The organism is Sphingomonas aquatilis (assembly GCF_014196115.1).
Lineage (GTDB): Bacteria > Pseudomonadota > Alphaproteobacteria > Sphingomonadales > Sphingomonadaceae > Sphingomonas > Sphingomonas aquatilis.
The window spans coordinates 413,067-424,349 of record NZ_JACIDB010000001.1 but is presented as its reverse complement, the minus strand read 5'-3'; the positions used below and the strand labels follow the sequence as shown (position 1 = coordinate 424,349).

11 protein-coding genes are annotated in these 11,283 nt (G+C 66.2%); 8 read left to right on the top strand and 3 right to left on the bottom strand.

From position 1 onward, the window contains the following. The first annotated feature begins 146 nt into the window (after positions 1-146). Positions 147-2,840: an Rne/Rng family ribonuclease gene (locus GGR47_RS01990; RefSeq protein ID WP_183949459.1), complete on the top strand. Its 2,694-nt coding sequence runs from the start codon at positions 147-149 to the stop codon at positions 2,838-2,840. Positions 2,841-3,441: 601 nt separating this feature from the next. On the opposite strand, the gene GGR47_RS01985 is transcribed toward GGR47_RS01990, so the two are convergent. The 3 genes from GGR47_RS01985 to thiS all read right to left on the bottom strand — a co-directional run bounded on the left by GGR47_RS01985 (position 3,442) and on the right by thiS (position 5,132). Further along, positions 3,442-3,729: a hypothetical protein gene (locus GGR47_RS01985; protein ID WP_017977648.1), complete on the bottom strand. Its 288-nt coding sequence runs from the start codon at positions 3,727-3,729 to the stop codon at positions 3,442-3,444. Positions 3,730-3,814: 85 nt separating this feature from the next. Continuing rightward, positions 3,815-3,997, bottom strand: coding sequence for a CsbD family protein (locus tag GGR47_RS01980; RefSeq protein ID WP_017977647.1), 183 nt, complete (start codon positions 3,995-3,997; stop codon positions 3,815-3,817). 127 nt (positions 3,998-4,124) lie between these two features. After that, positions 4,125-5,132, bottom strand: a complete 1,008-nt coding sequence (thiS, locus tag GGR47_RS01975; protein ID WP_147035724.1) for a sulfur carrier protein ThiS — start codon at positions 5,130-5,132, stop codon at positions 4,125-4,127. Positions 5,133-5,465: 333 nt separating this feature from the next. Between thiS and aroQ the strand changes: the two genes are divergently transcribed. The 7 genes from aroQ (at position 5,466) to glnA (ending at position 11,275) form a co-directional block, all read left to right on the top strand. Beyond that, positions 5,466-5,900, top strand: coding sequence for a type II 3-dehydroquinate dehydratase (gene aroQ / locus GGR47_RS01970; RefSeq protein WP_147035725.1), 435 nt, complete (start codon positions 5,466-5,468; stop codon positions 5,898-5,900). Between the two features lie 14 nt (positions 5,901-5,914). Then, positions 5,915-6,400, top strand: a complete 486-nt coding sequence (gene accB, locus GGR47_RS01965; RefSeq protein ID WP_147035726.1) for an acetyl-CoA carboxylase biotin carboxyl carrier protein — start codon at positions 5,915-5,917, stop codon at positions 6,398-6,400. A 6-nt stretch (positions 6,401-6,406) separates the two neighbouring features. Continuing rightward, the gene (accC, locus tag GGR47_RS01960) at positions 6,407-7,768 is read left to right on the top strand and encodes an acetyl-CoA carboxylase biotin carboxylase subunit (RefSeq protein WP_017977643.1); all 1,362 of its coding nucleotides are present in this window, start codon (positions 6,407-6,409) and stop codon (positions 7,766-7,768) included. A gap of 327 nt (positions 7,769-8,095) precedes the next feature. Beyond that, positions 8,096-8,479, top strand: coding sequence for an HdeA/HdeB family chaperone (locus GGR47_RS01955; protein WP_017977642.1), 384 nt, complete (start codon positions 8,096-8,098; stop codon positions 8,477-8,479). A 131-nt stretch (positions 8,480-8,610) separates the two neighbouring features. Further along, positions 8,611-8,946, top strand: coding sequence for an arsenate reductase family protein (locus tag GGR47_RS01950; protein ID WP_147035727.1), 336 nt, complete (start codon positions 8,611-8,613; stop codon positions 8,944-8,946). Positions 8,947-9,410: 464 nt separating this feature from the next. Further along, positions 9,411-9,749: a P-II family nitrogen regulator gene (locus GGR47_RS01945; protein WP_017977640.1), complete on the top strand. Its 339-nt coding sequence runs from the start codon at positions 9,411-9,413 to the stop codon at positions 9,747-9,749. Between the two features lie 116 nt (positions 9,750-9,865). After that, entirely contained in the window at positions 9,866-11,275 is a 1,410-nt protein-coding gene (gene glnA / locus GGR47_RS01940; RefSeq protein WP_017977639.1) for a type I glutamate--ammonia ligase, read from the top strand. Positions 11,276-11,283: the final 8 nt, after the last annotated feature.

The following is an 11,283-nucleotide window of genomic DNA, read 5'->3' as shown; positions in this document are numbered from 1 at the left end:
CGGGCGAGCAGACGCATCTTTGCCACAAACCCGCGCTGGTCCGCCCGGCGCCACCTATCAACGCGCATGCGCGCCCTGCCGCCCGGTCCGTCACGGACCCGCCGCCGGAGCGCCACGCGCGCGGAGACTATTCAATGACCACGCGTATGCTGATCGACGCACGCCACCGGGAAGAAACCCGCGTCGCCGTCGTCAAAAATAATCGAATCGAAGAATTCGATTTCGAGTCCGCCGAACGCAAGCAGCTCAAGGGCAACATCTATCTCGCCAAGGTGACGCGCGTCGAGCCGTCGCTGCAGGCGGCGTTCGTCGATTACGGCGGCAATCGCCACGGCTTCCTCGCCTTCAGCGAAATCCACCCCGATTACTATCAGATCCCCAAGGAAGACCGCGACGCGCTGCTGCGTGAAGAGGCGGAGCATGCCGCGGAGGAAGCCGCGCTGCGCGCCGAGCATGACGACGACGATCATGACGATGATGCGCACGACGATCGCGATCACGACGATTACGACGACGCCGATCATCATGATGACGACGCCGACCATGACGATGCCGAGGGCAGCGAAGGCGCCCCCGCGAAGAAGCCGCGCAATGGCAACGACGACCAGGTGGAGGCGCTGCGCCAGCGCCGCATGAACCTGCGCCGCCGCTACAAGATCCAGGACGTCATCCGCCGCCGTCAGGTGCTGCTGGTTCAGGTCGTCAAGGAAGAGCGCGGCAACAAGGGCGCGGCGCTGACGACGTATCTGTCGCTCGCCGGCCGCTATTGCGTGCTGATGCCCAACACGTCGCACGGCGGCGGGATCAGCCGCAAGATCAGCAACGCCGCCGATCGCAAGCGCCTGAAGTCGATCATGGCCGACATGCAGCTGCCCAGCTCGATGGGCTGCATCGTCCGCACCGCCGGCCTGCAGCGCACCAAGGTCGAGATCAAGCGCGACTTCGATTATCTCGCGCGTCTGTGGGATGGCATCCGCGAAGCGACGCTCGGCTCGTCGGCGCCGGCGCTGATCTACGGCGACAGCGACCTCATCAAGCGCGCGATCCGCGACATCTACAACAAGGACATCGACGAGGTGATCGTCGAGGGCGAAGAGGGTTATCGCCACGCCAAGGAGTTCATGCGGCTCCTGATGCCCAGCCACGCCCGCCGCGTGAAGCAATATGCCGACGCCGTGCCGCTGTTCCAGCGCGCGCATGTCGAAGATCAGCTCGCCGCCATGTACCATCCGGTCGTGCAGCTGAAGTCGGGTGGCTATCTGGTCATCAACCCGACCGAGGCGCTGGTCTCGATCGACATCAACTCCGGCCGGTCGACGCGCGAACACAATATCGAACAGACCGCGACCGCGACCAACCTCGAAGCCGCCAAGGAAATCGCCCGCCAGCTGCGCCTGCGCGACATGGCCGGCCTCGTCGTCATCGACTTCATCGACATGGACAACAATTCCAATGTCAGGAAGGTCGAGAAGGCGATGAAGGAAGCGTTGAAGGACGATCGCGCCCGCATCCAGGTCGGCCGCATCTCGTCGTTCGGCCTGATGGAGATGAGCCGCCAGCGTCTGCGCACCGGCGTGCTCGAAGCCTCGACGCGCCCCTGCCCGCATTGCGAAGGCACCGGCCTCGTCCGCACCGCATCGTCGGCGGGCCTCAGCGCGCTGCGTCTCATCGAGGACGAAGCGGCCCGCGGCCGCGGCTCGGTGCTCACCCTGCGCGCCAGCCAGGAAGCGACGATCTACGTCCTCAACAAGAAGCGCGCGGACATCGCCGAGATCGAGGATCGCTATGGCGTGATCGTCGAGATCGTCCCCGATCGCGAGGAGGAAGGCGCGCGCATGTCGGTCGAGGCCAGCGGCCCGCCGCCCGCGCACCCGCCCAAGATCGAGGCGCTGGTCGAGGAAGACTATGACGACGTCCCCGACGATATCGAGGACGAGGAAGAGGAAGACGAGGTCGTCGAGGCCGTCGAGGAAGAGCCCCGGCGCGAGCGTGAGCGCGACGAGCGCGGCGAGGGCGAAGGCCGTGGCCGCCGCCGCCGCCGTCGCGGTCGCCGCGGTCGCAACCGCGAGGACGAGGCTGGCGACACCGCATCGGACGATACCGCTGAAGCACCGGTCGACGCGATCGACGCCGAGAATGCCGACACCGACGTCGAGCCGGTCGCGGGTGACGAGACCGTCGAGGCCGATGGCGAGCAGCCGCAGGGCGAAGGCCGTCGCCGTCGCGGGCGCCGCGGTCGTCGTGGCGGTCGCCGCCATGCCGAAGGCACGCCGACCGAGGGCACGGACGCCGCGGTCGACAGCACCGACGCCGACGTCGACGCGCCGGCGGCCAACGAACCGATCGTCGAGGCGGGCGATGCCGGCCCGGTGACGACCGGTCTCGACGCGCCGGCCCCGGCGAAGGTCGAGGACGCCGAGCCCGTCGAGGCGCCGCGCACCCGCCGCCGCCCGCGCGCCCGCAAGGTCGCCGATGTGGCGCCGGTCGAGGCACCTGCCGCGGCCGAAGCGGAGCCCGCCGTCGCCGAAGCGCCGGTCGCCGCCCCGGCCGCCGACGCCGAACCGGCGCCCAAGCCCAAGCGCACCCGCAAGAAGGCCACCCCGGCACCCGCCGCCGAAGAGGCTCCGGCCGCCGAGGCGCCCGCCGCGGAGGAAAAGCCCAAGCGTCGCCGCACGCGTAAAGCCGCCACGACCGATGCCGCCCCTGCCGACACGGTGACCGCTCCGGAACCCGCCGCCCCGGCTGAGCCCGAGGAAGCGGAGGCCCCGGCGACCGACACCGCCACCGACACCGGCGAACAACCCCGCCGCGGCTGGTGGCAGCGCACCTTCGGCGCCTGATCGCCAACGCCCACAGCGGCCAACAAAAAACGCCCTCTTCCTCACGGAAGGGGGCGTTTTTTTATGTGAGCAGACGGCCGAACCATACACCGCGCCGCCCGCCCTAACGTCATCCCAACGAAGGCTGGGATCTCCCGGTCACAGGGCGCAACAAGAGCCGCAAAAGGTCCCAGCCTCCGCCGGGACGACGTCGGTTATGAAGCATGCGCTGCAAACAGCGCGATCGCAGACCAAAGATCCTGCGCCGCCATGCCGGAACACTCAACACTCGGCCTGTAGGTCACAAGACACCCGCCCCAAACACCCCGTCATGCCGGACTCGTTCCGGCATCCACTGCGCATGGGCAGACGTTGCGTCACGCAACGACAACCACCAGCACAACGGACGCCACAAGCGCCCCACACCTGATCCCAGCCGCACTCAAACCACCGTCATTCCCGCGAAGGCGGGAATCCAGACTGGCAAGCCTCACGGCGCCTGCCGCAACGGTAGCGGTTCTGGATTCCCGCCTCCGCAGGAATGACGAAAAAGAGGGAGAGGAACGGCCTGGCAATAGACCGGTCGAACACACCGGTCCCAAACCAACCCGCCCCCTCACCCTCAGCGCAGCTTCTCGGACCCGTTCTTCAGCGCCGCCTTCTGCTCTTCGGTCATCGCCTGCGCATTCACGTCGGCGTCGTCGATCGCATCGGCCTGCTGTTCGCCGCTCTTGCGGATTTCCTTGGCCTGGTCCTTCAGATTGTCCGCTGCCTGCTCCATCGCATCGGCGCGGTTGTCGTAGGACTTCTCGACCTCGGAGCCGAGCTTGTCGTCGCCCTTGCCGCCGCACGCGCTCAGCGAGAGCGCCATCGCCACCAGCGTCGCGCCGGCCAGAATCGTCTTCTTCATGTGTCGTCCCCTGTTGTTGTCCAAGCGAAAGGGCCGCCCCGCGATGCGAGACGACCCTGTCGGTTTCGCGAACTGATATTTTGGATCAGATCTTGTCGCCGAGCGCGCCCTTGACGCTGCCCTTGACGTCCTGACCGGTACCCTTGGCCTGCTGCGCTTCGCCTTCGGCTACCAGACGGTCATTGTCGGTCGCCTTGCCGACAGCTTCCTTGACGTTGCCGGCGATCTTGTTGCCGGCCGCTGCGACCTTATCGGTGAATTCGCCCATCGATCGTCTCCTGCGATTGACTGCGACCCGCCAGCCGGGCCGCTTGATCTATCGCAAGAACAACGGGCCGAAGTCGGACCGGTTCCGTGACAAAAACTTTAGCGTCTGGTGCGGACCCAATACGATATCAGATCAAACCGGCGAGCGGACTGGACGGGTCGGCATAGCGCCGCTGCCCCATGCGTCCGGCGCGATAGGCCATCCGCCCCGCCTCGACCGCGCGCCGCATCGCGCCCGCCATCAGAATCGGGTCCTTGGCCTCGGCGATCGCGGTGTTCATCAGCACGCCGTCGCAGCCCAGCTCCATCGCCACCGCCGCGTCCGACGCGGTGCCGACGCCCGCATCGACCAGCACCGGCACGCCCGCCCCCTCGACGATCAGCCGGATCGTCACGCGGTTCTGGATACCGAGCCCGGACCCGATCGGCGCGCCGAGCGGCATGATCGCGACCGCGCCGGCATTCTCCAGCCGCTTCGCCGCGATCGGATCGTCGACGCAATAGACCATCGGCTTGAAGCCTTCGTTCGCCAGCACCTCGGTCGCGCGCAGCGTCTCGTGCATGTCGGGGTAGAGCGTCTTCGCCTCGCCCAGCACTTCCAGCTTCACGAGCTCCCAACCGCCCGCCTCGCGCGCCAGCCGCAGCGTGCGGATCGCGCTCTCCGCGTCGAAACAGCCCGCGGTGTTGGGCAGGTAGGTGACCTTCTTGGGATCGATGAAGTCGGTCAGCATCGGCGCATTGCGATCGCTGACGTTCACCCGCCGCACCGCGACCGTGACGATCTCCGCCCCGCTCGCCTCCAGCGCCGCGGCATTCTGCGCGAAGTCCTTATACTTGCCCGTCCCGACGATCAGCCGCGACCGGAACGTCTTGCCCGCGACACTCCACGAGTCGTCGACGATCGGCGCCTGATGGTCGCCACCACCGACGAAATGCACGATCTCGATATCGTCGCCATCCTCGACGCACACGTCCTTCAACGTCGAGCGCGGCACGACCTCCAGGTTCCGCTCCACCGCGACCTTCTCGGGCACCAGCCCCAGTTCGTTCGCCAGATCGGTCAGGCTGAGGCCGGCGGCGACGCGCTTGTGCTCGCCGTTCACGGTGATCGATACGGTGCCGTCGCTATGGGCCATGACGCGTCAAACTCCTTATGCGTGCCCCATCTAGGCGCGTCACGCCGCGTGTCCACCGTTGCTGGTTTGATTCACGCGAAGCCGCGAAGCCGCAAAGAGGCAAAAGAAGGGGTTCACGCGGAGACGCGGAGACGCGGAGGGTGCATGAATCGGACGATCGTCTCGCACTGCCGCGAAGCGGCCTATATCCCAGCTCTCGCTAAGAGAAAGCCCGCTGCCGCGGGCGAACCCCCTCCGCGTCTCCGCGCCTCTGCGCGAACCCTCCTTCTTCGCGTCTTCGCGTCTTCGCGCGAAACCTCGCCTTCTACCTGGAACAACGATACACCCCCGCCCATGACCGACACGATCTACGTCCTCAACGGCCCGAACCTGAACCTGCTCGGCACGCGCGAGCCGGAGATCTATGGCCACGACACGCTCGACGACATCGCCGGCCAGCTCGAAGACCGCGCCCGCGAACTCGACCTCGACATCGACATGCGCCAGTCCAACCACGAAGGGCACCTCGTCGATTGGCTACACGAGGCGCAGGCGCGCGGCGCGAAGGCGGTGATCCTCAACGCCGGCGCCTTCACGCACACGTCGATCGCCGTCCACGACGCGATCAAGGGTATCCGCACGCCGGTGATCGAGGTCCACCTCTCCAACCCGCACACCCGCGAGGACTTCCGCCACATCAGCTTCGTCGGGCGTGCCGCAAAAGGCACGATCGCCGGCTTTGGCGCCCTCTCCTACATGCTCGCGCTTGAAGCCGCGGCGCGCTTCTGACAGGAGGCCTTCCCATGACCGACCAGACCCCCAACGGTGCCATGCAGGTTGACGTGAACCTCGTGCGCCAGCTCGCCGAACTGCTCGACGCCACCCATCTGACCGAGATCGAGGTGGAAGAGGGCGACCGCAAGATCCGCGTCGCGCGCAAGGCCGCCCCCCAGGCCGCGCCCGTCCATTACGCCCCCGCGCCCGTCACTGCAGCGCCTGCCGCCCCCGCGGCCGCAGCGTCGGCCGAAGCCGGTGCGATGGCGCCGGCCGTGTCGGCCAATGCGGTGAAGTCGCCGATGGTCGGCACCGCCTATCTCGCCGCCGAACCGGGCGCGAAGCCCTTCGTCAGCGTCGGCCAGAGCGTCTCGGCCGGCGACACGCTGCTGATCGTCGAGGCGATGAAGGTCATGAACCCGATCGTCGCCGCCACCGCCGGCACCGTCCGCCAGATCCTGATCGAAAACGGCCAGCCGGTCGAATTCGACCAGCCGCTCGTGGTCGTCGAGTAACCACGCGTGACCGCTGCTCCCCGTCAGATCAAGAAGCTGCTGATCGCCAACCGCGGCGAAATCGCGCTGCGCATCCACCGCGCCTGTCGCGAGATGGGCATCCGCACCGTCGCGGTCCATTCCACCGCCGATGCCGACGCGATGCACGTCCGCCTCGCCGACGAGGCGATCTGCATCGGGCCGCCCGCCGCGGTCGACAGCTATCTCAATATCCCCAACATCATCTCGGCGGCGGAGATCAGCGGCGCCGACGCGATCCATCCGGGCTATGGGTTCCTCAGCGAAAACGCGCGGTTCGCCGAGATCGTCGAGCTGCATAACCTGATCTTCGTCGGGCCGAAGCCCGAACATATCCGCACGATGGGCGACAAGATCGAGGCGAAGCGCACCGCCGGCGCGCTCGGCCTGCCGCTCGTACCCGGGTCCGACGGCGCGATCAGCGACGTCGCCGAAGCCAAGGCGATTGCGGCGAAGGCGGGCTATCCCGTCATCATCAAGGCGGCGTCGGGCGGCGGCGGCCGCGGCATGAAGGTGTGCCATTCCGAGGACGAACTCGAAACGCTGATGCAGCAGGCCGGCAGCGAGGCGAAGGCCGCGTTCGGCGACGCCACGGTGTATCTCGAAAAGTATCTCGGCAACCCGCGCCATATCGAGATCCAGGTCTTCGGCGACGGCAACGGCAACGCGATCCACTTAGGGGAACGCGACTGCTCGCTGCAACGCCGTCACCAGAAGGTGCTGGAGGAAGCGCCCTCCCCCGTCCTCAGCCAAGCCGATCGCGAACGCATCGGCGGCGTCTGCGCGAAGGCGATGGCCGACATGGGCTATCGCGGCGCCGGCACGATCGAATTCCTGTGGGAAGACGGCGAATTCTACTTCATCGAGATGAACACCCGTTTGCAGGTGGAACATCCGGTGACGGAGATGATCACCGGTCTCGACCTCGTCCGCGAACAGATTCGCGTTGCCGAGGGGCATCCGCTGACGCTGCGTCAGGAAGACGTTCAGTTCCGCGGTCATGCGATCGAATGCCGCATCAATGCCGAGGACCCGCGCACCTTCGCCCCCTCGCCGGGCCTGGTGAAGCAGTTCCACGCGCCGGGCGGCATGCACGTGCGCGTCGATAGCGGCCTCTACGCCGGCTATAAGGTGCCGCCCTATTACGACAGCATGATCGCCAAGCTGATCGTCTACGGCACCACCCGCGAAGGGGCGCTGCGCCGCCTGCGCCGCGCGTTGGAGGAATTCGTCATCGACGGTCCGACGACGACGATCCCGCTGCATCAGGCGCTGCTCGACGATCCCGAATTCCAGCGCGGCGACTATACGATCAAGTGGCTGGAAGAGTGGCTCGCGAAGCAGGGATGATGGCGGCCGTCCCTGGGACGGCCTCCTCCTGACCCGCCAGCCCCGATCGTCCTACACTCATAGAGTCCTCCCAGCGAAGGTTGGAATCTCCCGGCAAGCGCGCGCAACACGCGCCGCGAGAGGTTCCTGCCTTCGCCAGGACGACGGATCACGCGCCCGCACCGCACAAACCCCTGCCGCGCAACAACAATTGCTGAATACATCGGCGTCACGATAACAGTCGTTGCTGACGCCCAAGTAACGGCATCATGAATTTGCCGTTAGAATGAAACCGATATGGACATATGGGAATTTTACCAGCGCCTCTAAGGAAGGGAGACTGGAACAATGACCCGGATGTTTGGCACGATCGCCGCCTGTGCGCTTCTCGCCGTTTCCTCGACTGCCGTTGCGGCGCCGCTGCAAGTGCAGGAAAAGGCGACCATTCCCAGCCGCAGCGGCGAAGTCCGCCACGTCGACCTGCTCAAGCAGGGCAAGCACCTCGAAACCGTGACCTGCGGCGACTTCGGTCTGCTCGACGAAAGCTTCCGCCCGCAGGCGGTCGTCTATGCCGCCAATTACGGTCCGAAGGGCAAGGCGCACCCGACCGTGACGCTCGACGGCGTCGAGAATGTCGTGCCGATCGTCGTGCAGCAGTGCAAGGCGCAGCCCGGCAACCATTTCCTCACCGCCGTACGCAACGCCATGAAGGCTGCGCGTACCAAGGGCTGATCGCCTCACTCGGCCCGGTGCAGGGGGCGGCGCATCGCACATGCGCCGCCCTTTTGCCGTTCGGGCGACCAGACCCCGCCCGGCCTCGCACGCCCTCCCGCATCCTGCCGAACCGCGATATACCGCCCGTCATGCACGCCACCATCTACCACAACCCGCGCTGTGGCACCTCGCGCAGCACCCTCGCCCTCCTCGAAGAGGCGGGCGCCGACGTCACCGTCATCGAATATCTCAAGCACCCGCCGACCGTCGCGGAGCTTTCGCGCCTCTATGCCGCCGCGGGCCTCACCGCGCGCGAGGGGCTGCGGATGACCGAACCCGATGCCAAGGCGCTCGCCGACGCCGACGATGCGACGATCCTCGAAGCGATGACGATCAATCCGATCATCATCCAGCGCCCGCTCGTCGAAACCGACAAGGGCGTCGTCCTCGCCCGCCCGGCCGAGAAGGTGCGCGAGATCCTCTAAGGCGAGGCCGCCCCACCGCCCCTTCTCCGTCATTCCCGCGCAGGCGGGAATCCAGACTGGCTAACCGAGCGGCTCCAGTCGCTAACGTCAGAGAATATGGATTCCCGCCTGCGCGGGAATGACGACATTTGGTGTCGCGGCCCCTCGCTCAAGCCGCAGTCGAACGCCCGCTGTCCTACACGCTCCCGCTCTGCTACACTCGCCGCCATGCCGTTCCTGCCGCCTCGCGCCACCCGTTGCCCATCGGCACCGGGCCGGGGGCGTTTTCGGACGATACGTACCGTCCACTTCGTCCACTTCCGCGCGTCGGATCGCTGCTCGCGACTCGGGCAACGGGGCACGAAATGCCCGTTTTCCAGGCAGCAAAATCGGCCGAATCCCGGTTGCCCCTCGGGCGCGGGACTGGCACGTTTGGTGCAACACCCGCGCTCGGGGCGAGGGTTTCAGTCAAGGGGCGTGTTCCGGTGAAGAAGGTCGAAGCCATCATCAAGCCGTTCAAGCTGGATGAGGTGAAGGAAGCACTGCACGAGATCGGCGTGTCCGGCATCACCGTCACCGAAGCCAAGGGCTTCGGGCGGCAGAAGGGCCATACAGAACTCTATCGCGGCGCCGAATATGTCGTCGACTTCCTGCCCAAGGTGAAGCTGGAGGTCGTTGTCGACGACGCGCTCGCCGAACGCGTGGTGGAGGCGATCGCCGCCGCCGCGCAGACGGGCCGAATCGGCGACGGCAAGATCTTCGTCATCCCGGTCGAAACCGCGCTGCGCATCCGCACCGGCGAGCGCGACGAGGCTGCGATCTAGTCGCCGTCTGACATCTTCGTCATTTGACGCGGCGCAACAATCTGTGTGATTGGCACGCCCGCGACGCAACATCCTTCCGGTCCCGACCGGGTCATTACCAGAGCAAAGGGCTTTCCATGGCGACCGCCAACGACATCCTGAACAAGATCAAGGACGAGGAGATCGAGTGGGTCGATCTGCGCTTCACCGACCCCAAGGGCAAGTGGCAGCACCTCACCATGGTCGCGAGCGTCATGGGCGAAGATGAATTCACCGACGGCCTGATGTTCGACGGCTCCTCGATCGAGGGCTGGAAGGCGATCAACGAGTCGGACATGGTCCTGAAGCCCGATCTCGACGCGATCTACACCGATCCGTTCTCGGCCACCCCGATGCTGATCGTGTTCTGCGACGTCGTCGAACCCTCGACCGGCGAACTCTACGCGCGCGATCCGCGCTCGACCGCCAAGCGCGCCGAGGCCTATCTGAAGACCACCGGCGTCGGCGACACCGTATACGTCGGCCCGGAAGCCGAATTCTTCATGTTCGACAACGTGCAGTTCGACACGAATTACGCCGAGTCCTACTTCAAGATCGACGATATCGAGCTGCCGACCAACACCGGCCGCGAATATGAAGGCGGCAACCTCGGCCATCGTCCGCGCGCCAAGGGCGGCTATTTCCCCGTCGCGCCGGTCGACTCGGCGGTCGACATCCGCGGCGAGATGGTCTCGACGATGCTCGAAATGGGCCTGCCCTGCGACAAGCATCACCACGAAGTCGCAGCCGCGCAGCACGAACTGGGCCTGACCTTCGGCACGCTGACGCAGACCGCCGATCGCATGCAGATCTACAAGTACGTCGTGCATCAGGTTGCGCATGCCTATGGCAAGTCGGCCACCTTCATGCCCAAGCCGATCAAGGAAGATAACGGCTCGGGCATGCACACCCACTTCTCGATCTGGAGCGGCAAGACCCCGCTGTTCGCGGGCGAAGGCTATGCCGGCCTCAGCGAGATGTGCCTGTACTTCATCGGCGGCATCATCAAGCATGCCAAGGCGGTCAACGCCTTCACCAACCCGACCACCAACAGCTACAAGCGTCTGGTGCCGGGTTACGAAGCGCCGGTGCTGCTCGCCTATTCGGCACGCAACCGCTCGGCGTCGTGCCGCATTCCGTACGGCACCGGCCCCAAGGCGAAGCGCGTCGAAGTCCGCTTCCCGGACGCGATGGCCAACCCCTATCTCGCCTATGCGGCGCTGATGATGGCGGGCATGGACGGCATCCAGAACAAGATCCATCCGGGCGAGGCGATGGACAAGAACCTGTACGACCTGCCGCCGGCAGAGCTCGCCCAGGTCCCGACCGTCTGCGGTTCGCTCCGCGAGGCGCTCGACAGCCTGGCCGCCGACCACGACTTCCTGCTGAAGGGCGACGTGTTCTCGAAGGATCAGATCGAAGCCTATATCGAGATCAAGCGCGGCGAAGTCGCGCGCTGGGAAATGACCCCCAGCCCGGTCGAATACGACATGTACTACAGCGCCTGAGCGTGCCG

Bases quoted from the DNA above. Each gene is read 5' to 3' on its own strand.
- GGR47_RS01990 (WP_183949459.1), top strand. From the start codon at position 147: ATGCTGATCGACGCACGCCACCGGGAAGAAACCCGCGTCGCCGTCGTC.
- GGR47_RS01985 (WP_017977648.1), bottom strand. From the start codon at position 3,729: ATGAAGAAGACGATTCTGGCCGGCGCGACGCTGGTGGCGATGGCGCTC.
- GGR47_RS01980 (WP_017977647.1), bottom strand. From the start codon at position 3,997: ATGGGCGAATTCACCGATAAGGTCGCAGCGGCCGGCAACAAGATCGCC.
- thiS (WP_147035724.1), bottom strand. From the start codon at position 5,132: ATGGCCCATAGCGACGGCACCGTATCGATCACCGTGAACGGCGAGCAC.
- aroQ (WP_147035725.1), top strand. From the start codon at position 5,466: ATGACCGACACGATCTACGTCCTCAACGGCCCGAACCTGAACCTGCTC.
- accB (WP_147035726.1), top strand. From the start codon at position 5,915: ATGACCGACCAGACCCCCAACGGTGCCATGCAGGTTGACGTGAACCTC.
- GGR47_RS01955 (WP_017977642.1), top strand. From the start codon at position 8,096: ATGACCCGGATGTTTGGCACGATCGCCGCCTGTGCGCTTCTCGCCGTT.
- GGR47_RS01950 (WP_147035727.1), top strand. From the start codon at position 8,611: ATGCACGCCACCATCTACCACAACCCGCGCTGTGGCACCTCGCGCAGC.
- glnA (WP_017977639.1), top strand. From the start codon at position 9,866: ATGGCGACCGCCAACGACATCCTGAACAAGATCAAGGACGAGGAGATC.